23 protein-coding genes and 1 pseudogene are annotated in these 24,301 nt (G+C 72.8%); 20 read left to right on the top strand and 4 right to left on the bottom strand.

From position 1 onward, the window contains the following. Positions 1-269 precede the first annotated feature (269 nt). The 3 genes from ACTMS2_RS03430 to ACTMS2_RS03420 form a co-directional block, all read right to left on the bottom strand. The gene (locus tag ACTMS2_RS03430) at positions 270-1,364 is read right to left on the bottom strand and encodes a PLP-dependent aminotransferase family protein (RefSeq protein ID WP_441174000.1); all 1,095 of its coding nucleotides are present in this window, start codon (positions 1,362-1,364) and stop codon (positions 270-272) included. A gap of 106 nt (positions 1,365-1,470) precedes the next feature. Then, on the bottom strand, positions 1,471-1,929 hold the full coding sequence (locus ACTMS2_RS03425) for an ester cyclase (protein ID WP_441173998.1): 459 nt from the start codon (positions 1,927-1,929) through the stop codon (positions 1,471-1,473). An 86-nt stretch (positions 1,930-2,015) separates the two neighbouring features. Then, positions 2,016-2,408, bottom strand: a complete 393-nt coding sequence (locus ACTMS2_RS03420) for a CBS domain-containing protein (RefSeq protein ID WP_089002895.1) — start codon at positions 2,406-2,408, stop codon at positions 2,016-2,018. Between the two features lie 116 nt (positions 2,409-2,524). Here ACTMS2_RS03420 and ACTMS2_RS03415 point away from each other — a divergent pair, with 116 nt between their 5' ends. From ACTMS2_RS03415 to ACTMS2_RS03395, 5 genes are all read left to right on the top strand, one after another. After that, positions 2,525-2,974: an NUDIX domain-containing protein gene (locus ACTMS2_RS03415; protein WP_441173996.1), complete on the top strand. Its 450-nt coding sequence runs from the start codon at positions 2,525-2,527 to the stop codon at positions 2,972-2,974. After that, positions 2,971-3,741, top strand: a complete 771-nt coding sequence (locus tag ACTMS2_RS03410; protein WP_441173995.1) for a hypothetical protein — start codon at positions 2,971-2,973, stop codon at positions 3,739-3,741. Before ACTMS2_RS03415 ends, ACTMS2_RS03410 begins: the two co-directional genes overlap by 4 nt. A 79-nt stretch (positions 3,742-3,820) precedes the next feature. Beyond that, positions 3,821-4,552: a sugar phosphate nucleotidyltransferase gene (locus ACTMS2_RS03405; protein ID WP_441174095.1), complete on the top strand. Its 732-nt coding sequence runs from the start codon at positions 3,821-3,823 to the stop codon at positions 4,550-4,552. Next, complete coding sequence (locus ACTMS2_RS03400) at positions 4,540-5,607, top strand: iron-containing alcohol dehydrogenase family protein (protein WP_366641596.1); 1,068 nt, start codon at positions 4,540-4,542, stop codon at positions 5,605-5,607. Before ACTMS2_RS03405 ends, ACTMS2_RS03400 begins: the two co-directional genes overlap by 13 nt. Continuing rightward, positions 5,582-6,304, top strand: a complete 723-nt coding sequence (locus ACTMS2_RS03395; RefSeq protein WP_441173994.1) for a CDP-alcohol phosphatidyltransferase family protein — start codon at positions 5,582-5,584, stop codon at positions 6,302-6,304. The genes ACTMS2_RS03400 and ACTMS2_RS03395 overlap by 26 nt, the downstream gene beginning before the upstream one ends. Before the next feature lie 341 nt (positions 6,305-6,645). On the opposite strand, the gene ACTMS2_RS03390 is transcribed toward ACTMS2_RS03395, so the two are convergent. Further along, positions 6,646-7,905, bottom strand: coding sequence for a glycosyltransferase (locus tag ACTMS2_RS03390; RefSeq protein ID WP_441173993.1), 1,260 nt, complete (start codon positions 7,903-7,905; stop codon positions 6,646-6,648). A gap of 24 nt (positions 7,906-7,929) precedes the next feature. Between ACTMS2_RS03390 and ACTMS2_RS03385 the strand changes: the two genes are divergently transcribed. The 15 genes and pseudogenes from ACTMS2_RS03385 (at position 7,930) to ACTMS2_RS03315 (ending at position 24,184) form a co-directional block, all read left to right on the top strand. Beyond that, positions 7,930-8,790, top strand: coding sequence for an Fpg/Nei family DNA glycosylase (locus ACTMS2_RS03385; protein WP_441173992.1), 861 nt, complete (start codon positions 7,930-7,932; stop codon positions 8,788-8,790). Positions 8,791-9,054: 264 nt separating this feature from the next. Continuing rightward, the gene (locus tag ACTMS2_RS03380) at positions 9,055-10,626 is read left to right on the top strand and encodes a sugar transferase (RefSeq protein WP_441174094.1); all 1,572 of its coding nucleotides are present in this window, start codon (positions 9,055-9,057) and stop codon (positions 10,624-10,626) included. Positions 10,627-10,664: 38 nt separating this feature from the next. After that, positions 10,665-11,915, top strand: a complete 1,251-nt coding sequence (locus tag ACTMS2_RS03375; RefSeq protein WP_441173991.1) for a sensor histidine kinase — start codon at positions 10,665-10,667, stop codon at positions 11,913-11,915. Positions 11,916-11,932: 17 nt separating this feature from the next. Then, positions 11,933-12,694, top strand: coding sequence for a LytR/AlgR family response regulator transcription factor (locus tag ACTMS2_RS03370; protein ID WP_101415315.1), 762 nt, complete (start codon positions 11,933-11,935; stop codon positions 12,692-12,694). Positions 12,695-12,763: 69 nt separating this feature from the next. Beyond that, a complete protein-coding gene (locus ACTMS2_RS03365; RefSeq protein WP_441173990.1) occupies positions 12,764-13,441 on the top strand; it encodes a DUF5701 family protein in 678 nt (225 codons plus the stop codon). Between the two features lie 304 nt (positions 13,442-13,745). Beyond that, the gene (locus ACTMS2_RS03360) at positions 13,746-14,096 is read left to right on the top strand and encodes a hypothetical protein (RefSeq protein ID WP_441174093.1); all 351 of its coding nucleotides are present in this window, start codon (positions 13,746-13,748) and stop codon (positions 14,094-14,096) included. Positions 14,097-14,098: 2 nt separating this feature from the next. Then, a complete protein-coding gene (locus tag ACTMS2_RS03355) occupies positions 14,099-15,739 on the top strand; it encodes a sodium/solute symporter (protein ID WP_357717692.1) in 1,641 nt (546 codons plus the stop codon). Positions 15,740-15,831: 92 nt separating this feature from the next. After that, positions 15,832-16,596 (top strand): ABC transporter ATP-binding protein, encoded by a 765-nt coding sequence (locus ACTMS2_RS03350; RefSeq protein ID WP_441173989.1) that lies wholly within the window; start codon positions 15,832-15,834, stop codon positions 16,594-16,596. Then, positions 16,581-18,281: an ABC transporter permease gene (locus tag ACTMS2_RS03345; protein WP_441173988.1), complete on the top strand. Its 1,701-nt coding sequence runs from the start codon at positions 16,581-16,583 to the stop codon at positions 18,279-18,281. The genes ACTMS2_RS03350 and ACTMS2_RS03345 overlap by 16 nt, the downstream gene beginning before the upstream one ends. Positions 18,282-18,355: 74 nt before the next feature. After that, complete coding sequence (locus tag ACTMS2_RS03340; protein ID WP_441173987.1) at positions 18,356-18,850, top strand: SRPBCC family protein; 495 nt, start codon at positions 18,356-18,358, stop codon at positions 18,848-18,850. Between the two features lie 139 nt (positions 18,851-18,989). Beyond that, positions 18,990-19,541, top strand: a pseudogene (locus ACTMS2_RS03335) (flavin reductase family protein); the annotation flags it as partial. Positions 19,542-19,778: 237 nt separating this feature from the next. After that, positions 19,779-20,150 carry a DUF485 domain-containing protein gene (locus tag ACTMS2_RS03330; RefSeq protein WP_441173986.1) on the top strand — a complete coding sequence of 124 codons (372 nt, stop codon included), beginning with the start codon at positions 19,779-19,781 and terminating at the stop codon, positions 20,148-20,150. Further along, positions 20,128-21,801, top strand: a complete 1,674-nt coding sequence (locus ACTMS2_RS03325; RefSeq protein ID WP_441173985.1) for a solute symporter family protein — start codon at positions 20,128-20,130, stop codon at positions 21,799-21,801. The genes ACTMS2_RS03330 and ACTMS2_RS03325 overlap by 23 nt, the downstream gene beginning before the upstream one ends. A gap of 88 nt (positions 21,802-21,889) precedes the next feature. Then, positions 21,890-22,867 carry a UDP-glucuronic acid decarboxylase family protein gene (locus ACTMS2_RS03320; RefSeq protein ID WP_441173984.1) on the top strand — a complete coding sequence of 326 codons (978 nt, stop codon included), beginning with the start codon at positions 21,890-21,892 and terminating at the stop codon, positions 22,865-22,867. A gap of 78 nt (positions 22,868-22,945) precedes the next feature. Then, positions 22,946-24,184 (top strand): LCP family protein, encoded by a 1,239-nt coding sequence (locus ACTMS2_RS03315; protein ID WP_441173982.1) that lies wholly within the window; start codon positions 22,946-22,948, stop codon positions 24,182-24,184. Positions 24,185-24,301 lie beyond the last annotated feature (117 nt).

Raw genomic sequence — 24,301 nt, 5'->3', positions numbered from 1 at the left:
GGTGGGCCGGGTCGCTTCAGGGGGGTGAGGGGGCGACCCGGCCCAGCCCGGCGCCCTATTGGGGGCGGGGGTTGTGCTGGTCGCGACACTCCCCGTGTCGCCGGTCGGGCCGGCGGGGCTCGGCCACCGGGCGCGGTGGGGGCCGGCACCGGGCGGTGAGTTCCGCTACACGTGGTGAGTGACGCTCGCAGCATTGTGGGCCGTCGGCCGCCCCGGCGGGAGACCCGGGACGGCCACGATCGCGCAACTGTCAGAAATCTGACAGAAACTCAGCCCCGTACGGCCGCCATGGCCTCCGCCAGGCGCCGGACGCCCTCGTCGATGCGGTCGGCGGTCACCGCCGAGTACGCCAGCCGCAGCGCGTGCCGCCCGCCGTCGACGACGAAGTCGCTGCCCTTGACCACCGCGACGCCGCGCTCGGCGGCCGCCGGAGCGAGCCGGTCGACCTCCACGTCCTCGGGCAGCTCCACCCAGAGGAAGTAGCCGCCGTCCGGCTCCACGAAGCGGGCCTCCGGGATGTGCCGGCGCAGGGACTCGGCCAGCACCCGGGCCCGCTCGCCCAGCGCCGCGCGCACCGTCTCGATGGAGCGCCCGATGTCGCCCGAGACGCAGAACTGGTGCACGATCGCCTCGGAGACCATGCCCGGCGAGATGTAGAGGCTCGTCGCCTTCTTCGCGATGTCGCCGATCAGGTCCGCTGGGCCGACCAGGTAGCCGACCCGTACGCCGGGGCAGACCGTCTTGGTGAAGCTGGAGGCGTGCACCACGACGCCGCGGGTGTCCATCGAGAGCATCGACGGCAGCGCCTCGCCCCGGAACCGGATGTCGGCGTACGGGTCGTCCTCGAAGATCGTGAACTCGTACTCGGCGGCGAGGTCGAGCAGCTCGCGGCGCTTCTCCAGGCTGAGCGTCACGCCCGCCGGGTTCTGGTAGTTCGGGATGACGTGCGCCAGCCGTGGTCGCACCCCCGACTCCAGCAGCTTGCGCAGCTCGGCGGTGTCGAGCCCGTCCGGCTGGATGGAGACGCCGTGCAGCTCGCTGCCCATCCGCTGGAGGTTGAGCAGCGTCCGGTCGTACGTCGGGCGCTCCACCACCACCGCGTCGCCGGGGCGGACCAGGTGGTCGAAGAGGAACGCGTCCGCCTGCAACGACCCGTTGGTGATCAGCACCTGGTCGGCGGAGACCCCGTGCTTCTCGGCGATCCACTTCCGCAGCGGAAGGTAGCCGACGGAGGTGCCGTACGCGGTCACCCCGGCGGGATCGGCGTCGAACGCGCGGACGGCGGCGGCCTTGAGCCCCTCGACATCGACGATGTCCAGGGAGGGAGCGCCACGGGCGAAGGAGATCAGCTGCTCGGCGGTCATGGCTGTTCAGCGTACGGAAGGCGACGGGGTGCGTGCGCCAGGCACGGCGATGTCCGCATCCTGAGCCACCGGGACGGGTGACCGGCGTCGACCGGTCGGCGGCAGGTCAGACCGGAAGGCCGAGCGGGTCGTGCTGCGCTTCCCGGGAGAGCCCGTCCACGTGCAGGCCGAGCGCCGCGATGAGCTGCCCCCAGTCGAAGTAGGACCGCCAGGCCGCGATCCGGCCGCGCCGGACCCGGACGACGTCCACCACCTCCCAGCTCACCACCCGGCCGGTCGGTGCGACCGTGCCGAACGGGGTGTGCAGCACCCCGGTGTGGGTGCCGGTCAGCCGCTGCTCGACGGCCGCGCCACCCGCCGTCTGCACGGACCCGATCGGGTCGACGACCAGGTCCGGGAAGGCCCCGGTCCAGGTACGCAGCAGGGCGGGCAGCTCGATCGGGCGCACCGTGACGCCCGGCATGGAATAGAAGGCGTCGGTCGCGTAGAGGTCCGGCAGCCGGGCCACGTCCCGCCGCAGGAGCATCGCGTACTGCTGCTCGACCAGCCGATCCGCGCCACGCATGAGGACCTCCGACGCGGGTCACGGCCCGTCCGCGCCCGCATGGGATCCTTACCCGTCGATCGACCCGTCACACCCCGCACGGAGACTCAGGTCGTCCCGGCCATCCGGCTGGCCGCCCAGACCCGCATGATGTCCCGGACGGAGATCACCCCGGCCACCTCGCGCCCGTCGAGCACCACCAGGTGCCGGAAGCCGCCCCGGGCCATGGCCGCGGCCGCCTCCTCCACCGTCCACTCCGGGCCGGCGTAGACCACGTCCCAGGTCAGGTGGGCGGCCGTCCGCTCGACGTCGCAGTCCAGCCCGGCCCCGATGGCCTTGAGCACGTCCCGTTCGGTCATGATGCCGACCCCCTCGGACTCCGGGTCGATCACGACCGCCGACCCGACACCGCGGGCCGACATCATCCGGGCCGCCTGACGGAGCGTGTGCTCCGGACCGACCACGAGAACCTCGCTGGACATCGCTTCCCGAACCTGCATCACGCATCACCCCTGTGGGACGGTGGCACCCGGTAGGGGACATGGTGCGCCCGGGTGCTGCCCGGCGACAAGACCGGGCGTCGCCGGAACACGCCCCCGCTCGCTACTGTCGTGGCGTGTCCACCGAGCCTCTGCGCTGCGCCGGCGCGCTGATCGTCGACGACGACGGTCGACTCTTCGTCCAGCGACGGTCTCCCCACCGGCGCATCTTTCCCAACTGCTGGGACATCGTCGGCGGCCATCTCGAACCGGGCGAGGACTGGATGGACGCGCTGCGCCGGGAGGTGACCGAGGAGACCGGCTGGACGGTGTCGCACGTGCTCGGCCACGTCGGGGATTACCGCTACGTCGCCGACGACGGCCTGGCCCGCGTCGAGCGCGACTGGCTGGTCCGGGTCGACGGCGACCTTGCCCGGCCGACGCTGGAGGCGGGCAAGCACACCGAGTTCCGGTGGCTCGCCGCCGACGAGCTCGACCTGCTCGACGAGCACCGCGACGTCAACGACGGCCTCATCCGCCGGATCGCGGCCGAAGGCTTCGCCGCCCTGCGTTCGATCGGTCTGTGAACGACACCGTCGAGCTGGCGCCGCACCGGTTCGCCGGCCTGGTCGCCCCGGCGGTGGACCGGGCGTTCGTCGCCGGCATCCTCGCCGGCCGCGACGGCGGCGGTGCCGAGCTGAGCCAGCGGTACGGCGGGCCGGCGGCCACCGGCTTCCTGCTGGAGTTCCGCACCCGCCTCGCGGCGCCGGGCGGGACGGTCGACGAGGCCGGCTTCGCGGCGGTCACCCGCTACCGGGACCCGGTCGAGTGCCGGCGCGCCCTGGACAAGCAGGTGGCGTACGGGATGATCCACCGCAGCCCCGAGGGCGGGCTCACCGCCACCGAGCGGGGGCTGGCCTTCCTCGCCGAGATCTGGCAGGTGCACGCCGAGGTCACCGAGGAACTCTGGGCGGGGCACGAGGACCGGGTGCTGCGGCTGGTGGAGGCGCTCGGCCGGGTGCTCACGTGCGCGCTGGTGCTGGCCGACGAGCAGGGCGCCGAGACCGGGGCGGCGTTCGCCGCGACGGCGCCGCCGTACGAGCCCGACGGCACCCCGCCCGGCGTGCTGCTGCTGAACCGGCTCGGCACGATGCGCTACCACCGGGCCGACGCGCACGCCGCCGCGTGGACCGCCGCCGGGCACGACGCGGCGAGCGCCACCGCCCTGCCGCCCGGCCCGGAGCAGCTCGCCATCGAGCTGGAGACCGACCGGCGGGCCGCCGCCCCGTACGCCGTGTTGAGCGCCGAGGAACGGCTGGGGGTGCTGGCGGACCTGGCGGCGCTGCCCGGCTGACCCGGTTGACCGCAGCGGTGCCGCCGCCCGGGGCTATCCTCCAGCGGTGACCGGGACTCGTACGACGGAGGACGCCTCAATGATCGGGATGGTGCTCGCAGCCGGGGCGGGGCGTCGGCTGCGCCCGTACACCGACACCCTGCCCAAGGCGCTGGTGCCGGTGGACGGCGACACCACCATCCTGGACATCTCGCTGCGCAACCTGGCCGAGGTGGGGCTCACCGACGTGGTGATCGTGGTCGGCTACGCCGCCGATGCGGTCGTCTCCCGCCAACCCGACCTGGAGAAGCGGTACGGCGTCACGATCACCCTCGTGCACAACGACAAGGCCGAGGAGTGGAACAACGCGTACTCGCTCTGGCTGGCCCGCGAGCACTTCTCCCGGGGGGTGCTGCTGGTCAACGGCGACACCGTGCACCCGGTGAGCGTGGAGAAGACCCTGCTGGCCGAGCGCGGCCCGGGCATCCTGCTCGCCGTCGACACCATCAAGCCGCTGGCCGAGGAGGAGATGAAGACCACCTTCGACGCCGCCGGCCAGCTCACCCGGATCACCAAGCTGATGGACCCGGGCGAGGCGTACGGGGAGTACATCGGCGCGACGCTCATCGAGCCGCAGGTGGCCGACGCCCTCGCCGACGCGTTGGAGGCGACGTGGCGGCGTGACCCGAACCTCTACTACGAGGACGGCTACCAGGAGTTTGCCGACCGTGGTGGCGAGGTGCGGGCGGCGCCGATCGGCGACGTCTCCTGGGTCGAGGTCGACAACCACGCCGACCTGGCCCGGGCGCGGGAGATCGCGTGCCGCTACTAGCCCGTACGGTCAACACCCCGCTCGTGATCGAGGTCCGGCGGGGCGCGGTGGCCGATCTCGGGCCGCTGCTGGCCGACCGGCGGATCTCGGCCGGCGGGGACGTGGCCGTGGTGGTCGGCCCCGGGCAGGGTGAACGGATCGTCGAGCTGTGCCGGCCGTCGCTCGGCGCGGCCGACGTCTTCACGGTCGTCGGCGGCACCATCGACGCGGCGAACGACCTCGGCGACCGGCTGCGCCGCCGCCACTACGACGCCGTGGTGGGCATCGGCGGCGGCAAGACCATCGACACCGCCAAGTACGCGGCCACCCGCTACGGGATCCCGATGGTGACGGTGGCGACCAGCCTGGCGAACGACGGCATCGCCTCCCCGACCGCCTCGCTCGACCACGAGGGCGGCAAGGGCTCCTACGGGGTGCACATCCCGATCGCGGTCATCGTCGACCTCGACTTCGTGGAGAACGGCCCGGACCGGCAGACCCAGGCCGGCATCGGCGACGCGGTGAGCAACCTGAACGCCTGCGCCGACTGGGAGCTGGCCCACGAGGTACGCGGCGAGCCCATCGACGGGCTCGCGGTGACGCTGGCCAGGACGGGCGCCGAGGCGCTGCTCAACCACCCCGGCAAGATCACCGACGACGGCTTCCTCACCACGCTGGCCGAGGCGCTGATCCTGGGTGGCATCGCCAGCTCGGTGTGCGGGTCGACGCGCCCCGCCAGTGGCGGCGACCACGAGATCTCGCACGCGATCGACCGGCTCCACCCCGGCACCGCCGCGCACGGGGAGCAGGTGGGGCTCGGTGCCCTCTTCTGCACGTTCCTGCGCGGAGACACCGAGCGGTTCGGTCGACTCGCAAGCTGCCTGCACCGGCACGGCCTCGCCACGACGCCGGGCGACCTGGGCCTGACCGACGAGCAGTTCGTCGATGCCGTGCAGTTCGCGCCCCGGACCCGGCCGGACCGCTACACGATCCTCGAACACCTGGCGATGTCGCCTACCGAGACGCGGGAGCGGCTGGCAGACTACGCCGGTGCAATCCGCGACCACCTTGGCTGAGCCCCGTCCCACCGTCGCCGACTTCCACCGGGTCAACCGGGGTGGCGGCCTGTTCAGCGAATCGATCAGCCAGTGGCTGGGCGCGATCTTCGCGCTCGTCGCCCAGCGCCTCGGGCTGCGCCCGACCGCGCTGACCATCGCCAACCTGGTGCTCGGCCTGGCCACCTCGGTCACCGTGGTCGCGCTCGCCGGCCGGGTCGCCGCCGGCGACGTCCCGGCCTGGGCGGTCGGGCTGCTCGCGCTGGTCGGCTGGCAGGTGGCGTACGCCCTGGACTGCGCCGACGGCCAGCTCGCCCGGGTGACGGGTCAGGGCAGCGCCGCGGGCGCCCGGGTCGACGTGCTCGCCGACGTGGCCGCCCAGATCGCCCTGGTCGCCGCGCTGGCGGCGACGGCGGTGGCGCAGGAGCCGTCGACGCCGAGCTGGCTGGTCGCGATCTTCGCCGGCACCTGGATGGTCAACCTGGTCACGTCCGTGATGCAGGCCGGCCCGAACGCCGCCAGCATGGTCACCTCGACCTCGCTGCCCGTACGCCTCGTGAAGCTGGTCCGCGACTACGGCGCGGTGATCTTCGCCGCCGGCCTGGTGCTGGCCTTCGCCCCCGCCCTGGTCCTCTGGGTGATCGTGGCGTTCACGATCGTCAACGGCGGCTTCCTGCTCGCCAGCATCGCCTTCTCCGCCCGCGCCTCGCTGCGCTGAGGTGTGACGCCGGGGCGGCCCACCCTTCTTCGGTCCCTGTCGAGCTGCCCCGTTTGTGCTACCGATGGAGCGGCATGTCCGGCACACGCCGGGACCACGACTGACCGCACGTTAGATCTTGGTAGGAAAAAGCCCTTGGAGGGGCACTTTCCCACCAAGATCTCCGGGCGTCCCAAGAGCAGAACGGGATTCCAGGAGGGTGGCAAGATTCGGGGAGGGGCGGCGGTCAGATGGTCCGGAACGCCTGGCCCGAGCAATTGGCCCAGATGCCAACCCGGCTTGCCAAAAAGTCCTGCAGACACCGAGATCGCACCTACAGACCGTCCTCGCGGGCGGGTCGGTCAGTGGCGGCGCGTCACGTCGGCGTAGATGTCGATGAGCCGCTTGGTGACCACGTCGGGGTGGAAGGTGCGCTCGTAGCGCAGCCGGGCAGCCTGCGCGATCGCCGCTGCCCCTGCTGCGGCCACCGGCAGGGCGGCGGCCATGGCGGCCGGCTCCGGGGGCACCACCCAGCCCGCCTCGCCCGCCGTCACGCCGGTGGGCAGCGCGACGCGGCCCTCTCCCGGGGCAGCCGTGGCAACGGCGGCCGGGCCGGTGCCGGCGGGCTCGCGCGGGCCGTCCGCGCCGAGCAGGTACGGGATGCCGCCGAGCGCGGTGCCGAGCACCGGGCGGCCGGCGGCGAGCGCCTCGATGATCACGGTGGGCAGCACGTCGTGCCAGGTGGAGGCGGCCACGATGACCGCGCTGGCCTCGATGGCGGCGCGCACCCCGGCCCGGTCCAGCGGCCCGAGATAGGTCACGTCGGCGCGCTCGGCGGCGGCGGCCTCGGCCAGCGGGCGCAGCTCGCCGTCCCCGGCGATGCGCAGCGGGCCGAGCGCGCCGTCCGGGTGCCGCCGCCAGGCGTCCAGCAGCAGGCCCAGCCCCTTCTCCGGAGAGAGCCGGGCCATGTAGAGGAAGCCGTCGCCGAGCGGCGCGGGTGCCCCCGGGTCGGGGATGCCGTTGGGCTTCACCACGATCCGTTCCGCCGGGATGCCGTAGTCGCGCAGGTGGTCGGCGACCGCCGACGTGAGCGCCACGAACCGGTCCACCGAGCGCCAGGTGCCCCGGTGCACGGCCAGCGTGGTCGCCATCAGGGCGCTCTGCGCCCGCGAGCCCCGGTAGCAGCGGTGCACGATCGCCGGCACGCCCAGGGCCCGCCCCCGGCAGTCCTGGCAGATCATCCCGTCGCGGAAGTAGAGCCCCGAGGAGCAGACCTGACGGTAGTTGTGCACCGTCTGCACCACCGGCACGCCGTGCCGGTGCGCGGTCCGCACGATCCAGGGCGAGATCAGGGGGTACGGGTTGTGCAGGTGCAGCACGTCCGGCCGGTGCTCGGCGATGAGCCGGCTCAGGTCCTCCTGCGCGCGGGGCGCCCAGATCGGCGAGATCGGCAGCAGCGCCTTGGCCGACTTCGACATCGACGGGATCTCGTCCGAGCTGCGGATGAACGGCAGCACCTCCACCCCGGCTGCGGTGAGCTGGGCGATCTCCGCGTCGACGATGGTGTTCTCACCGGAGGGCTGAGCCTCCCGGTACCGGTTGTGCGCCACCACGATTCTCACGGGAAAGAAGGCTACCGTTGGCTGGTGCCCGAACTACCGGAGGTTGAGGCGCTCACGGACTACCTGCGTGAGCGCGCGGTGGGGCGGCGCGTCGACCGGTTGGAGGTCGCCGCGATCAGCGCCCTGAAGACGTACGACCCGGCGCCGACCGCCGCCGCCGGGCGGACCGTGACGGACGCGCGCCGGCACGGCAAGTTCCTCGACGTGGTGCTCGACGGCGAGCTGCACCTGGTGGTCCACCTGGCGCGGGCGGGCTGGCTGCACTACCGGGAGGCCTTTCCGTCCGCCGCCCCGCTGCGCCCCGGGAAGGGACCGATCGCGCTGCGGGTACGCCTCGAAGACGGCTCGGGCTTCGACCTGACCGAGGCCGGCACCCAGAAGAGCCTCGCCGTCTACCTGGTCACGGACCCGGCGGCGGTGCCCGGGGTGGCCCGGCTGGGCCCCGACGTCCTCGCCGCGGACGCGGCCACCTTCGCCGAGCGGATGCGCAGCCGCAAGGGCCAGGTCAAGGGCGTGCTCACCGACCAGACGGTGCTGGCCGGGGTCGGCAACGCGTACTCCGACGAGATCCTGCACGCGGCGAAGCTGTCGCCGTTCGCGCTGACCAACCGGCTGACCGACGACCAGCTGGCGACCCTGCACGCGGCGACGCGGGAGGTGCTCGGCGACGCGGTGCGCCGGTCGGTCGGGCAGAAGGCGGCCGAGCTGAAGGGCGAGAAGCGCTCGGGGCTGAAGGTGCACGCCCGCACGGGGCAGCCCTGCCCGGTCTGCGGGGACACCGTCCGCGAGGTCTCGTTCGCCGATTCCAGCCTCCAGTACTGCCCGACCTGCCAGACCGGCGGGAAGCCGCTCGCTGACCGTCGGCTCTCTCGACTTGTACGGTGAGTGACGACACTGCCGACTACGGAACGGAATCGGCCATCCCGCGTCGAAGGTCTGAGTTGCGGCTCTACCGGGCCCGTCATCCATCGGTATAGTGGCTCGGTCCCCGGCTTCTGAAATGGCGCGGAGCCGGCCAGACGCCCGGCGGCACCACACCGGCGCATTGTCCCTCGGGTCAGCGCGCGGGTCGGCGCCCGCGTGGGAGACTGGGACGGTGGGCGACCGGGCCCTCACGGCGAGTGAGCGGCCCGTGTCATGCGGGAGGACATGGGTGAGGTGACGGCAAGCCTCCAGCGCCCGGTAACCAACACAGGCCGGAGCAAACTCGTGCGGCACGTCGACAGCTTCGAGATCCAGCCGCCGGCACCGCCGTCCCACAACGGCGTACCCCGGTCCGCGTGGGCTCGGGCCCGCCGCCGCGTGTCCCGCTGGCACCGGCCCTACATCACCCTCCTGCTGCTGCTCGACTTCGCAGCCGCCGCGGTGGCCAGCCTGATCGCGATCGAGACGTTCGACCAGTCGCGCGCGGGCTTCTACAACGCCGAGCAGGACCCCACGTGGTTCCACACGGTGGCGTTCGTGCTCCTGCCGCTCGGCTGGATCGTCAGTCTCTGGGCCAACCGGGCGTACGACCGGCGCTACCTCGGCCTGGGCCCGGACGAGTACAAGCGGGTGATCCGGGCCGGCGTCGCCGTCGCCGCGACGGTGTCGTTCCTCGCCTTCGCCACCAAGACCGACCTGTCCCGCTACACGGTCGGCACCGCCCTGCTCGCGGCGCTGCTGCTGATCCTGCTCAACCGGATCCTCTGCCGCTTCGTGCTGCACGTGGTCCGGCGCAACATCAGCCAGGCCGGCCACCGGATGGTGCTGATCGGCACCCTGCCGGAGTGCCTGGAGGTCTACACGGCGGTCACCCGCAACCCGGCCGCCGGGCTGATGCCGGTCGCCATCCACATCACCGACGGCTACGCGGCGGCCAAGGGCATCGAGACCCCCGTCCCGGTGTACGCGGGCCGCGACGTCCTCGCCCTGGTGCGGGAGGTCGGCGGCGACACGATCGCGGTCTGCGGTTCGGCGAGTTCGGAGCCGGGCGAGCTGCGCCGGCTGGCCTGGCAACTGGAGGGCTCCGGCGTCGACCTGGTCGTCGCCCCGCAGCTCACCGACATCGCCGGCCCCCGGGTGCACATCCGCCCGATCGAGGGCCTGCCGCTGCTGCACGTCGAGGAGCCGACCCTCTCCGGACCGGCGCTGCTGGCCAAGAACCTGATGGACCGGGTGGCCGCGGGGCTCGGCCTGCTGCTGCTGGCCCCGGTCTTCCTGGCCATCGCGGTCGCGATCCGGCTCTCCGACCCCGGTCCGGTCTTCTTCCGCCAGCCCCGGGTGGGCCACGAGGGCCGCACCTTCCGGGTCTGGAAGTTCCGCACCATGTACGTGGACGCGGAGGACCGGCTGGCCAGCCTCGTCGACCGCAACGAGACCGACGGCATGCTGTTCAAGATGAAGCAGGATCCCCGGGTCTTCCCGGTGGGCCGCTTCCTGCGGGCCTCGTCGCTGGACGAGCTGCCGCAGCTGATCAACGTGCTGAAGGGCGAGATGTCGCTGGTCGGGCCGCGCCCGCTGCCCGCCGACGACGGTGACTTCCTCGGCGACGTACGCCGCCGGCTGCTGGTGCGGCCGGGCATGACCGGGCTGTGGCAGGTCTCCGGCCGCTCCGACCTGTCCTGGGACGAGGCGGTCCGGCTCGACCTCTACTACGTCGACAACTGGTCGCTGGCGTACGACCTGAGCATCCTGTGGCGCACGGTCGGGGTGGTGCTCGCCCGCAAGGGCGCGTACTGACCCTTGGCGTACGGGCCGGCAGGGGCCAGGATCGCTGCGTGGGTGGCAACCTCTCGGGCGTCCTCGGCGTCGTCTCGCTGCTCGCCGCGCTGGGGGCGGCCCTGTTCGCGGTGCTCCGACTGCGCGCGCGGCGGGGCATCGCCACGGCCACCCAGCGGGCCACGTACGAGGTGCTGCACACCGCCGGGCTGGCCGCCGAGCCGCTGCGCGCGGGCCTGAGCGCCGCGAACGCGGCGAAGGCCGTACGCCATCTGCGGGCGCTCGTGGGGGCGGCCGGGCTGGCGCTGACGGACCGGGAGAGCCTGCTCGCCCTCGACGGGCGGGGCGGGCACCACGACGCGCAACTGGTCGCGGCGGCCCGGCGGGCGGTGGCGACGGGGCGCTCGACCGTCCTCGGCGAGCCGGAGCTGCGTTGCGACCGGGTGGACTGCCCGCTACGCGGCGCGGTCGTGGCCCCGCTGACCGGCGCGGACGGGCGTCGGGTCGGGGCACTGGTCGCGGTCGCCGACGGTCAGCCGGAGCCGGGCCTGGTGCAGGCCACCCTGGAGACCGCGCACTGGGCGGGCAACCAGCTCGCCCTGGCGGAGCTGGACTCGTCGCGGGAGCGGCTGGCCCGCGCCGAGGTACGCGCCCTGCGCGCCCAGATCAGCCCGCACTTCATCTACAACGCGCTGACCGCGATCGGTTCGTTCGTCCGCACCGACCCGGACCGGGCCCGGGAGCTGATCCTGGAGTTCGCCGAGTTCACCCGGTACTCGTTCCGGGCGCACGGCGAGTTCACCACGCTGGCCGAGGAGCTGCGCTCGATCGACCGCTACCTGACCATCGAGCGGGCCCGCTTCGGCGACCGGCTCCAGGTGCGGCTCCAGATCGCCCCCGAGGTGCTGCCCGTGACGCTGCCCTTCCTCTGCCTGCAACCGCTGGTGGAGAACGCCGTCCGGCACGGGTTGTCCCGCAAGCCGGGCACGGGCATGGTGAGCATCGAGGCCCGGGACGCGGGCACCGAGTGCCACATCACCGTGGAGGACGACGGAGTGGGGATGGATCCGAGCACGCTGACCGCCGGCATCGCCGAGCTGGCCGGCGCCGCCGGGGGCCCGGGCGACGCCGCGCTGGCCGGCGTCGGAGACGACGCGGGCCAGCACGTCGGGCTCTCCAACGTCGACGAGCGGCTCCGGTCGGTCTTCGGCGACGGCTTCGGCCTGGTCGTCGAGACGGGCCTCGGCTCGGGTACGAAGGTGAGCATGCGGGTGCCGAAGTTCCACCCCGGCGTACGGGCCGGCTCGTGACCGAGCGGACCGCGGAGGTGGGCGCGGCCGGGTTCCTGCGGGTGCTGGCGGTCGACGACGAGCCGCCGGCGCTGGACGAGTTGGCGTACCACCTGCGGGCCGATCCCCGGGTGGCCCGGCTGCACACGGCGGGCGACGCGACGGAGGCGCTGCGGGTGCTGCGCGACGGCGACGTGGACGTGGTCTTCCTCGACATCCGGATGCCCGGGCTGGACGGCATGGAGTTGGCCCGGGTGCTGCGGCGCTTCGCCCGGCCACCGGCGATCGTCTTCGTCACCGCGTACGACGACGGGGCGGTGGACGCGTTCGACCTGGGCGCCACCGACTACGTCCGCAAGCCCGTACGCGCCGAACGGCTCGCCGAGTCGCTGCGCCGGGTGATCGGCGCGCGGGTGGTGCCGTCGCACCCGGCGGCGCTGGCCCGGGCGGAGGAGGATCCCACCATCCCCATCGAGCTGGCGGGCACCACCCGGATGCTGCCCCGCTCGGCGGTGCGGTGGGTGGAGGCGCAGGGCGACTACGCGCGCCTGCACACCGCCGACGGCTCGCACCTGGTCCGGGTGTCGCTGGCGACCCTCGCGGAGCGCTGGGCGGACGCCGGATTCGTCCGGATCCACCGCTCGTACCTGGTGCAGCTCAAGCTGATCGCGGAGCTGCGGCTGGTCAACTCCGGTTACGTCGTGGTGATCGACTCGGCAGAGCTGCCGGTCAGCCGCCGGCACACCCGCGAGCTGAAGGACAAGCTGGTCCGCGCGGCGAAGCAGGACTGGAACCGCTGACCCAGATCTTCCTCGCGGGCCGGGAATAGGCACGCGTCGTCGTACGCTGTACGGTACTCCGTACGACAAATGGAGGCCGCCTTGTTCGACGCCGCGACCGAATTCGACCGCCAGCTCGACCGGCTGGTGGAGCTGGGCTATCCGGCCCTCGCCGAGCTGACCGAGGACGCCTTCCGTGACCTGGTCGCGCCGCTGCGCGCGGCGGCCGTCACCGGATCGGCCGGCCTGCCCGCCCCGACCGAGGGGCGGGTGCCCTTCCTCCTGGTGATCACCCGCGACCTGGTGCCGGTGGAGGAGCGCGTCGCGCTGACCACCCTGGCCGGCAAGCGGAAGCCGGGCATCATCGACCGGCACTACGCCGAGGGCGACCTGCCGAAGTTCGACCCGATCAAGGAGCTGGAGGTTCCGGCCGGTCCGGCGTACCTGCTCTTCGACGTCGACCGGGGCGAGGAGACGCTGAACCTGGCCCCCGCCGCCGCCATGGAGGTGATCACCGGCCAGGACCGGCTGCCGCTCACCATCGACGAGGGGCTCGCCTTCGTCACCCTGCACCCGGAGGCGCTGGCGAAGAACAAGTGCTTCTCGCTGGTCGGCTCCCGCTGCGGCGACAAGCGGGTGCCGGCGCTCTGGATCAGCCAGAACGCGCCGAAGCTCGGCTGGTGCTGGTACGGCAACCCGCACACCTGGCTCGGCTCCGCCTCCGCCCGCCCGGAGCGCGTCGGGCTGGAGCACGTCGGCGCGCAGTAGGTGCTGCGGCGGGATGACCGGTCACCGGTCACCCCGCTGCGGTTCCACAGGGTTATCCACAGGGGTGACCCGTTCTCCACAGGTTGTCCACAGGCCCCGGTGGGGTGGATCCGGCCGGTCCCGCCCCACCGGCGCGACGCCGACGCAGGGCCCTTGACAATCACGGCGATCGGGCGAGACTGCCGGGGTGGCCGCTGCCGACGATCCCGTCCCGACGCCCCGGTCGAGCCGGTCCGGGGCGCCGGAGCACGCGAGCCGGCCCGGGGCGCCGGGGCAGCCCACGCCACCCCAGCCCAGGGCGCGGATCGTGCTGGCCGAGGTGTCCCGCCGGGAGGACCGCGCGGAACGTACCCGCGCCGAGCTGGCCGAGCAGACCCGCGTCGGCGACGCCCTCGTCCGGGGGCTGGTCCGGGCCCAGTTCGCGCTGGCCCTGCGGCTCTCCCTGGTGGTGGCGATCGGGCTCGGCGGGCTGCCGTGGCTCTTCGCCGTCGCCCCCGCCGTCGGCCGGGTGACCGTGCTCGGCGTCCACCTGCCCTGGCTGCTGCTCGGGGTGGTGTCGTTCCCGTTCCTGATCGCCGTCGGGTGGGCGTACGTGCGGCTGGCCGAACGTAACGAGCAGGACTTCACCGACCTGGTCCAGCGGCCGGAGCGCTGAGGGTGGGCAACGGCTTCGTCGTACCGGCGATCGTGGCGGTCACCCTGGTCACCGTCGGCATCGGCTTCTACGGGCTGCGGCTGGCGCGTACCACCTCCGACTTCCTGGTCGCCTCGCGGGTGATCAGCCCGACCTGGAACGCCGCCGCGATCGGCGGGGAGTACCTGTCGGCGGCGAGCTTCCTGGGGGTCGCGGGGCTGATCCTCAAGTACGGCGTCGACGTGCTCTGGTATCCCGTCGGCTTCGCCGCCGGCTACCTGGCCCTGCTGCTCTTCGTGGCCGCGCCGCTGCGCCGCTCCGGCGCGTTCACCCTGCCGGACTTCTGCGAGCTGCGGCTCGGGTCGCGTCGGCTGCGCGTCCTGGCCACCGTCTTCGTGATCTTCATCGGCTGGCTCTACCTGGTGCCGCAGCTCCAGGGGGCGGGGCTGACGCTGGCCACGGTGACCGGCTCCCCGTACCCGTTGGGGGCCCTGCTGGTGGCCGTGGTGGTCACCGCGAACGTCGCGCTCGGCGGCATGCGCGCGATCACCTTCGTCCAGGCCTTCCAGTACTGGCTGAAGCTGACCGCGCTGGCCGTACCGGCGGTCTTCCTGGCGTTGCAGTGGCAGGCCGACGCCCGCCCGGCGGTGACCCCACCCGACGGGCCGACGTTCCGGACCGCGACCACCGTCGTGGTCGAGCACCGCGCGACCCTCACCCTGCCCGACGGCCGGACCCAGGAGGTACGCCCCGGCGACGAGCTCTCCTTCGCCGCCGGCGACCCGGTGCCGGAGGTCTCCGGGGTGGCCACGGACGCCGCCGACTGGCTGCTGCCCAGCACCGCCGGGGACGACGACCGGGGCCTGTTCGCCACCTACTCGCTGATCCTGGCCACGTTCCTCGGCACCATGGGACTGCCGCACGTGCTGGTGCGCTTCTACACCAACCCCGACGGCGCCGCCGCGCGCCGCACCACGCTGGTGGTGCTCGCCCTCGTCGGGGCGTTCTACCTGCTGCCCACCATCTACGGGGTGCTCGGCCGGATCTACACCCCGCAACTGCTGGTGACCGGGCAGACCGACGCGGTGGTGGTGCTGCTGCCCGGCGCCGCGCTCGGCGACGGCACCACCGGCCGGCTGCTCGCCGCGCTGGTCGCGGCCGGCGCGTTCGCGGCCTTCCTCTCCACCTCGTCGGGGCTGCTCACCAGCGTCGCCGGGGTGATCTCGACGGACGTGCTGGGGCGGGGCTCGGTACGCGGTTTCCGCCTCGCCACGGTGATCGCCGGGGCCGTGCCGGCGGTCCTCGCGCTCAACCTCGCCGACCTGGACGTGTCGCAGGTGGTCGGGCTGGCCTTCGCGGTCGCCGCCTCCAGCTTCTGCCCCCTGCTGGTGCTCGGCATCTGGTGGCGGGGCCTGACCGACCTCGGCGCCGCCGCCGGGATCCTGGTCGGTGGCGGCGCCGCGGTCGCGGCGGTGCTGGTCACGGTGCTCGGTCCGCCGCTGTCCGGCTGGCCCGCGACGCTCACCGCGCAGCCGGCCGCCTGGACGGTGCCGCTCGCCTTCACCGTGATGGTGGCGGTCTCGGTGGTGACCCGCCGCCGGGCGCCGGCCGACGTCGGCGCCACCATGCTCCGCCTGCACGCCCCGGAGGCGCTGCGGCTGTAGCGCGCCGGCCGGACCCGGGTACGACTCGGGGATGACCAGGGATCATCCTGCGGCCGGAGCGCCGGCTGGTCCGGGCCGGATACGGTCGACGCATGACTGCTGAGCACCCGGCGCTCTCCCTGCGTGGCCTGGCGAAACAGTTCGACGGCAAGGTCGCGGTGGCCGGTGTCGACCTCGACGTGCCGGCCGGTTCCTTCTACGGCCTGCTCGGCCCGAACGGCGCGGGGAAGACCACCACCCTGTCGATGGCGGTCGGGCTGCTCCGGCCGGACGCCGGTGGCGCGTGGGTGCTCGGGCACGACGTCTGGGCCGACCCGGTACGGGCGAAGCAGCTGCTCGGCGTGATGCCCGACGGCGTACGGCTCTTCGACCGGCTCAGCGGCGCGGAGCTGCTCGCGTACCACGGCCTGCTGCGGGGGATGGACCCGGCGGTGGTCGACCAGCGGGCGGCGGAGCTGCTGGACGTGCTCGCGCTCGGCGACGCCGGCCGGACCCTGGTGGTCGACTACTCGGCGGGCATGAAGAAGAAGATCGGCCTGGCCTGCGCGCTGCTGCACGGGCCACGGCTGCTGGTGCTGGACGAGCCCTTCGAGGCGGTCGATCCGGTCTCGGCCGCGCTGATCCGCGACATCCTGCACCGCTACGTGACCGGGGGCGGCACGGTCGTCTTCTCCAGCCACGTGATGGAGGTCGTCGAGCGGCTCTGCTCACACGTGGCGATCCTCGCGGCGGGCACCATCAAGCGGGTCGGCCCCATCGCCGAGGTGCGCGGCGGCCGCTCGCTGGAGGAGGTCTTCGTCGAGGTGGTCGGCGGCCGCACGGCGACCGGCGAGGAGTTGGCGTGGCTGTCGCAGTGAGTGGGCCGAGCGTCGCCGCCGCGCCCGTCCGGCCGGTCTCGGCCCGGCACTTCGTCCGGCTCAAGCTGCGGGTGATGGGCAACAACTTCCGGGGGCAGGCCTGGCGGGTGGCGCTCTTCGTGGGCGGCGCGGTGCTCGGGCTCTGGTTCGCCGGCACCGGCTTCTTCCTCTTCGCCGCGCCCGGCCTGGCCGGCGAGAGCCGCTACGCGCTCATGGTGGCCGCCTTCGGCGGTGGCCTGACGGTGCTCGGCTGGCTGCTGCTGCCGCTGGTCTTCTTCGGGGTGGACGAGACGCTGGACCCGGCGAGGTTCGCGCTGCTGCCGCTGTCCCGCCGTACGCTCGTCACCGGGCTCTTCGCCGCCGCCTTCGTCAGTGTCCCCACGATCGCGGTGCTGCTGGCCCTGTGCGGCCTGGTGGTCACCGCCGGATCGCTGGGCGGCTGGTCGGCCGCCGCGGTCGCCCTCGTCGGGGTGGTCGCCGGGCTGCTGCTCTGCGTGGCGGCGGCACGGGCCGTGACCAGCGCCTTCGCCACCGCCCTGCGGTCCCGCCGGGTCCGTGACCTGGCCGCCGTGCTGCTCGCCGTGCTCGCGGCGCTGATCGGGCCGTTGCAGCTCCTGGGCGTCGCCGCCCTCGGCGACGCCGACTGGGACCGGCTCGACGGGGTGGCCGAGGTGGTCGGCTGGACCCCGTTCGGGGCGCCCTGGACGGCCGGCATCGACATGGCCGAGGGCCGCCTCTGGGCCGCGCCGGTGAAGCTGCTGATCACGGCGGCGACGATCGTCGCGCTGCTGGCCTGGTGGTCCCGCTCCCTGGAGTCCGCCATGGTGGGTGCCGCCAGTGCCGGGCCGGTCCGCGCCCAGCGCGGTACGACCGGCGGGGCGGTCGCACAGCTCTTCCCGAGGGCGGTCGGCTGGGCCCGGCGGGACCGGTTCGGCGCCCTCGTCGCCCGGGAGGCCCGCTACTGGTGGCGGGACGCCCGACGCCGGGCCAACCTGATCACCGTCGCGGTCGTCGGTCTCTTCGTACCGGTCATGGTCAACCTGGGCGGCTCGGGCTTCACCGTCGACAGCGCCGAGGGGTTCAACGCCAGTCTCGACCCGTCCCCGCTGCTGTCGAGCGTGTCGATGCTCTTCGTCGGGCTGCTCGCCGCCGTCACCGTGGCCAACCAGTTCGGTTTCGACGGCAGCGCGTACGCGGCGAACGTGGTCGCGGGCGTCTCCGGCCAGCAGGAACTGCGCGCCCGGATGGCCGCGTTCTCGCTCTACGTCCTGCCGATGCTGGTGGTGATCTCCGTGGTCGTCGCGGTGGTCCTCGGCGAGCCCGGCTGGATCGGGTTGATGGCGGGCACCCTGTTCGCCACGTACGGCGCGGGGCTGGCGGTGAACTGCTTCGTCTCGGTGCTGGGGGCGTACTCGCTGCCGGAGACGAGCAACCCGTTCGCGTTGAACACCGGTGCCGGGATCGCGAAGAGCTTCCTCACCCTGCTGGCGATGCTCGCCACGGCGGTGGCGGCGGTGCCGATGGTGGTGGCCGCCGGGCTGCTCGGCGACGTCTGGCTCTGGCTGGCGCTGCCGCTCGGGGCCGCGTACGGCCTGGGTGCGGCGCTGCTCGGCGCGTACCTGGCGGGCGACGTGCTGGACCGACGGATGCCGGAACTGCTCGCCACGGTGACGCCCAGGCGCTGACGGCGGGCCGGGCACGGAAGGCGGGCCAGCGCACTCCGGACGCGGTGGTTGCCGGTCGGCGGCACAATGGCCTGATGCCCGTCGTCGAAGCGGTGGTCACCGTGCCGGTCCCGCCCGAGCTGGCCTTCGCGGTCTCCCAGACCACGGCGCCGGTGCGCTACCGGTGGGACCCGTTCGTCCGCGAGCAGCACTTCACCGACGGGGCGACCCGGCCCGGCAAGGGCGTGCGCACCTTCACCCGGTCCCGGCACGGCCTGGCGATGGTCAGCGAGTACGTCTCCTGGGCGCCGCCCAGCCACGTCGGCATGAAGATGGTGCGCGGGCCGTGGTTCTTCGAGATGTTCGCCGGCGGCTGGCGGTTCGCGCCCGCCCCGGAGCCCGGCTCCACCGTCGCCACCTGGCGGTACAGCTTCCGCTGCCGGCCCGCGTTCCTGCGCCCGGTCGCGGAGCGCATCGGGTCCTGGCTGCTCGGCCGCGACATCCGCCGCCGGATCGCCGGATACGCCGCCGGCTGCGCGGACGCGGAGGTGCTGGCCGCCGCCCGCCGGTCACTGACCGCCGACGACTGACCCCTTCAGCGGTCGAGATCTTGGAAAGGAACGGCCCCTGGAGGGGCGCAGGACGTCCAGGATCTCCACCAACTGTCCCGGGGGTCGGTGCCGCCGGTAGGGTCGGCGTGCACTCGGCAGGAGCCACATCCGGGCCCGTCGGGGCGGGGCAGGCCGCACAATGTTTCACGTGAATCATGAGCCGGGTGCCGAGATCCACCACACCGACCCCTTCGCCGTGCCCGCTGGCCAGCGCTCGCCCGTACGCCGGCTGCGGGGTCGGCTGGCGTCGCCGGTGACGCTCTGGACGGCGCCGGAGCCGGCGGGCCTGACGGTCTCCTCCACGCTGGTCGCGGAGGGTGAGCCGGACCGACTGCTCGGCCTGGTCGACCCGGAGTCCGACCTGTGGGCGGCGGTCGAGTCCGCCAGCCGCTTCGCGGTGACCCCGCTCGGCCCGGCGCACCGGCAGCTCGCCGACCGGTTCGCGGGCCTCTTCCCGTCCCCCGGCGGCCTGTTCGCCACCGGCGCGTGGACCGACAGCCCCTACGGTCCGGTGCCGGCCGACGCCGGCGGCTGGGCGGGGTGCCGGCTCGACTCCGCCCGCGAGTACGGCTGGGGCCTGCTGGTGGAGGCCACCATCGAGGCCGTCGAGCTGACCGGGGAGACGGACCCGCTGCTGCACTACCGGGGCCGCTACCGCGAGCTGACCTGACGACGGCGGCTCCGGACCCGGCCTGACGTCGGCACCGCAGCCCGGCGGCCGGGCGACCGCTCGGCGGGTCGGCACCGCGCCCACTACCGGTGAACGGAGTGAGCTGGGTCACTCGGCGCAGCCACCGTGCCGTTCGGCGCAGCCGCCGACCGACGTCGATCTCGCCCTTCCCCGGCGGGGAGCGCGCTTTCTACCGTGCGCGAAACTCCCCACGCCTGTGAAGGTGGTGATCCACAAATGTCCACGGACACACCCGCGTCCACGCCGTCGGCCTCGGCCGCGGAGCGGTACCTGGCCGTACAGCGGTCGGACGAGTTCGCCGGGTTGCGACGCACGCTGCGCGGCTTCATCTTCCCCATGACCGTCGCGTTCTTCCTGTGGTACGCGCTCTACGTGATCCTGTCCGCGTACGCGCGGGACTTCATGGGCACGAAGCTCTTCGGCAGCAACATCAACGTCGCCCTCGTCTTCGGTCTGCTCCAGTTCGTCTCCACCTTCCTCATCGCCTGGCTCTACTCCCGGTTCGCCGGTCGGAAGATCGACCCGGTCGCCGACCGGATCCGCGCCGAGATGGGGGAGGTGGACCATGAACGCGGTCCTCGCGGCTGAGGCGGGCAGCACCACCGCCCGCAACCTCACCATCGCGCTGTTCCTGGTCTTCGTGGCGGTGACCCTGGTCATCACCATCTGGGCCAGCCGGCAGACCAAGACGGCCACCGACTTCTACGCCGGCGGGCGCTCCTTCTCCGGCTTCCAGAACGGCATGGCCATCGGCGGTGACTACATGTCGGCCGCGTCGTTCCTCGGCATCGCCGGCATGATCGCCCTGTACGGCTACGACGGCTTCCTCTACTCCATCGGCTTCCTGGTCGCCTGGCTGGTCGCGCTGCTGCTCGTCGCCGAGCTGCTGCGCAACTCCGGCCGCTACACGATGGCCGACGTGCTGGCCTTCCGGATGCGCCAGCGCCCGGTGCGGACCGCCGCGGCCGTCTCCACCATCACGGTGTCGATCTTCTATCTGCTGGCGCAGATGGTCGGCGCGGGCGCGCTGGTCGCGCTGCTGCTCGGCATCAAGCCGGGCACCACGTTCCTCGGCATGGACGCCGACACCGCGAAGGTCGCCACCATCATCCTGGTCGGCGCTCTGATGATCATCTACGTCACCGTGGGCGGCATGAAGGGCACCACGTACGTGCAGATCGTCAAGGCGTTCCTGCTCATGGGTGGCGCCCTCGTGATGACCCTGCTGGTGCTGGCGCACTACAAGTTCAACCTTTCCACCCTGCTCGGCGACGCGGCGGCGGCATCAGGCAAGGGAGAGAACTTCCTCAAGCCGGGCGGGCGGTACGGCGTGGAAGTGGCCGGCAACGCGATGCAGACCTTCTACAACAAGATGGACCTGTTGTCGCTCGGTATCGCGCTGGTTCTCGGCACCGCCGGGCTGCCGCACATCCTGATCCGCTTCTACACCGTGCCGACGGCGAAGGCGGCCCGCAAGAGCGTGCTCTGGGCGATCGGCATCATCGGCACCTTCTACCTGCTCACCCTGGCCCTCGGTTTCGGCGCGGCGGCCCTGGTCGGCAGCGAGGCGATCATCGCGCAGGACAAGGCCGGCAACACGGCCGCGCCGCAGCTCGCCGAGGCGCTCGGCATCGACTTCCTCGGCGGCGACCTGGGCGGTGCCACCCTGCTCGCCATCATCGCTGCGGTCGCCTTCGCCACGATCCTGGCGGTGGTGGCCGGCCTGACCCTGGCCTCCTCGTCCAGCCTGGCGCACGACTTCTACGCCAACGTGATCAAGGACGGGACGGCGTCCGAGCGGCAGGAGGTCAAGGTCGCCCGGGTCTCCGCCCTGGTGATCGGCGCGATCTCGATCGTGCTGTCGATCTACGCGCAGAACCTGAACGTGGCCTTCCTGGTGGCGCTGGCCTTCGCGGTGGCCGCCTCGGGCAACCTGCCGGCGATCCTCTACAGCCTGTTCTGGCGGCGGTTCAACACCTCGGGCGCGGTGTGGGCCATCTACGGCGGCCTGCTCTCCGCCGTCCTGCTGGTGTTCTTCTCGCCGGTGGTCTCCGGGGCGCCCACCTCGATGTTCCCCGAGCAGGACTGGCAGTGGTTCCCGCTGTCCAACCCGGGCATCCTGTCCATCCCCTTCGGCTTCCTGTGCGGCTGGATCGGCACCGTGATCTCGAAGGAGCACGACGAGGAGAAGTACGCGGAGCTGGAGGTGCGCGCCGTGACCGGCGCCGGCGCCCACTGACGGCCGGCAGCAGTGCGGAAGGGGCCCTCGGTGACGGGGGTCCCTTCCTTGCGCCGGGCGGACCTGGGCACTCGGTAGGCTGACCGGCATGAACGCTGTCGCCCGTTTCGGACCCGGTCACCGCATCCTCGTCACGGGCGGCGCCGGCTTCGTACCGTCGCACCTGGTGGACGCCCTGATCGCTCGCGGCTGCACCGTGGTCGCGCTCGACAACTTCATCACCGGGTCGAAGGAGAACGTCGCCCACCTGCTGGACGAGCCGAACTTCACCCTGGTCGAGGCCGACATCTCCGACGGTCTGCCGACCCACCACCCGGCGATGGCCGAGCGGTTCGACGCCATCCTGCACATGGCCTCGCCGGCGAGCCCGACCGACTTCGAGAAGCTGCCGGTGGAGATCCTCCGCGTCGGCTCGGTGGCCACCCTGCACCTGCTGGACCGCGCGGTCGCCGACGGCGCCCGCTTCCTGATGGCCTCCACCTCCGAGGCGTACGGGGACCCGAAGGAGCACCCGCAGCGCGAGTCGTACTGGGGCAACGTCAACCCGATCGGCGTCCGCAGCGTCTACGACGAGGCGAAGCGCTTCTCCGAGGCGGCCACCATGGCCTACCACCGCAGCCGTGGGCTGGACACGGCCATCGTCCGGATCTTCAACACGTACGGCCCGCGGATGCGCCCGGACGACGGCCGGGCCATCCCGACCTTCATCTCCCAGGCGCTGCGCGGCGAGCCGATCACCGTGCACGGCACCGGCAACCAGACCCGGTCGATCTGCTACGTGTCCGACCTGGTGCACGGCATCCTGCTGCTGCTCGACTCCCGCGAGACGGGGCCGATCAACTGCGGCACCGAGCACGAGATGAGCATGCGGCAGCTGGCCGAGACGATCGTGTCGCTCACCGGTAGCAGCTCCGAGGTGACCTACATCACCCGCAGCGCCGACGACCCGGAGATGCGCCGCCCGGACCTGACCCTCGCCCGCGAGCTGCTCGGATACGAGCCGACCGTGGCGCCCGAGGACGGCCTGCGCCGCACCATCGAGTACTTCCGCGAGCGGATCGCGTAGCGAGCGCGCCCCGCCGCCGGCGCACACGTCGGCGGCGCTACGGGGCGACAGTGGCCGCGCGTACGTACCCTGAGTTACATGTCAGCGACCATGCCCGCCGGAGTTCCACTCCCGCACCTGCACCGCAGCGCCGGGCGCGCCTCGGTGCCCGGCTCCGGCCGGGACGCCGGCCGCGCCCGGCCCGCCGAGGCCCGCTGGTCCCCGTCCCCGGACGAGCCGCGCGCCGGCGGCCCGGGCGGTCCCGCCGGCCCCGGCGGGCCTGGTGGGGGGACGACCGGTCCGGGCGGGCCGGAGCGGCCGGGCAGGCGGGGCGTACGCCCGCGCTGGGGCCGCATCGCCCTGGTGGCCGGCGTGGCCGTGCTGGTGCTCGCGCTGCTCGGTGGGGCGGGCGCCTGGTTCTACGCCCGCGGCCTCAACGACGATTTGGCCCGCACCGATCCGTTCTCGGAGATCACCGGGGGCCGCCCGGCCAAGGCGGTGGACGGCGCGCTGAACATCCTGCTGGTCGGCAGCGACTCCCGGGACCCGGACGCCCCGGTGGACAAGTCCAGCAAGTGGCGGGCCGACACGATCATCGTGATGCACATCCCGTCGGACCACCAGAAGGCCTACCTGGTCTCCATCCCCCGCGACCTCTACGTGCCGATCCCGGAGAGTGCCAACGCGGACTGCGGCTCCGGGCAGCGGGGGAAGATCAACGGGGCCTTCGCCTTCGGCGGGCTGCCGTTGGCCGTCCGGACGGTCGAGTGCTTCACGGACGTCCGGCTCGACCACGTGATGGCGATCGACTTCGCCGGCTTCAAGCAGGTCACCGACGCGCTCGGCGGTGTCGACCTCAAGGTCGAGCGGACCATCACCTCGATCCACAAGCCGTACCGGACGTTCACCAAGGGCACCAACCACATGGACGGCGCCGAGGCGCTGGACTGGATCCGGCAGCGCAAGCAGTTCCCGGACGGCGACTTCGCCCGGATGCGCCACCAGCAGGAGTTCCTCCGCGCCCTGATGGACAAGGCGGCGAGCACGGGCACGCTGACCAACCCGAAGAAGCTGAACGACTTCCTCAAGTCGGTGACCGCCGCGGTCACCGTCGACCAGGGTTTCTCGCTGGTCGACATGGGGGTGCAGTTCCGCAACCTGCGCGGCGAGAACCTCACCTTCGTGACCAGTCCGCACGTCGGCAGCCAGACCATCAACGGCGAGTCGGTGGTGGTGTCGGACAGGGAGAAGGCGCTGACCATGTACAAGGCCATGTCGGCCGACACCATGACGGCCTGGGTCGAGGCCAACCAGAAGAAGGACGGCACCGGAAACTGAGCAGTGCCGCCGGCCGGCCCTCCCTCGTGATCGACGGACGTCATCACGATTCGGAGGGCCGGCCGGCCGCTTCCTGTGAGCCAACCGCCGACCAGCCGTATCGATCTGTCCGTTCGG

This window comes from Micromonospora sp. SD12 (genome assembly GCF_052068495.1).
GTDB lineage: Bacteria > Actinomycetota > Actinomycetes > Mycobacteriales > Micromonosporaceae > Micromonospora > Micromonospora echinofusca.
This window is presented reverse-complemented; position numbering and strand designations above follow the sequence as displayed.

What these genes read in the sequence shown, in the direction of transcription:
- ACTMS2_RS03340 (WP_441173987.1), top strand. Translation starts at nt 18,356, where the DNA reads ATGCCCGTCGTCGAAGCGGTGGTCACCGTGCCGGTCCCGCCCGAGCTG.
- ACTMS2_RS03420 (WP_089002895.1), bottom strand. Translation starts at nt 2,408, where the DNA reads ATGCAGGTTCGGGAAGCGATGTCCAGCGAGGTTCTCGTGGTCGGTCCG.
- ACTMS2_RS03405 (WP_441174095.1), top strand. Translation starts at nt 3,821, where the DNA reads ATGATCGGGATGGTGCTCGCAGCCGGGGCGGGGCGTCGGCTGCGCCCG.
- ACTMS2_RS03365 (WP_441173990.1), top strand. Translation starts at nt 12,764, where the DNA reads ATGGAGGCCGCCTTGTTCGACGCCGCGACCGAATTCGACCGCCAGCTC.
- ACTMS2_RS03380 (WP_441174094.1), top strand. Translation starts at nt 9,055, where the DNA reads ATGGGTGAGGTGACGGCAAGCCTCCAGCGCCCGGTAACCAACACAGGC.
- ACTMS2_RS03320 (WP_441173984.1), top strand. Translation starts at nt 21,890, where the DNA reads ATGAACGCTGTCGCCCGTTTCGGACCCGGTCACCGCATCCTCGTCACG.
- ACTMS2_RS03430 (WP_441174000.1), bottom strand. Translation starts at nt 1,364, where the DNA reads ATGACCGCCGAGCAGCTGATCTCCTTCGCCCGTGGCGCTCCCTCCCTG.
- ACTMS2_RS03425 (WP_441173998.1), bottom strand. Translation starts at nt 1,929, where the DNA reads ATGCGTGGCGCGGATCGGCTGGTCGAGCAGCAGTACGCGATGCTCCTG.
- ACTMS2_RS03330 (WP_441173986.1), top strand. Translation starts at nt 19,779, where the DNA reads ATGTCCACGGACACACCCGCGTCCACGCCGTCGGCCTCGGCCGCGGAG.
- ACTMS2_RS03350 (WP_441173989.1), top strand. Translation starts at nt 15,832, where the DNA reads ATGACTGCTGAGCACCCGGCGCTCTCCCTGCGTGGCCTGGCGAAACAG.
- ACTMS2_RS03315 (WP_441173982.1), top strand. Translation starts at nt 22,946, where the DNA reads ATGTCAGCGACCATGCCCGCCGGAGTTCCACTCCCGCACCTGCACCGC.
- ACTMS2_RS03325 (WP_441173985.1), top strand. Translation starts at nt 20,128, where the DNA reads ATGAACGCGGTCCTCGCGGCTGAGGCGGGCAGCACCACCGCCCGCAAC.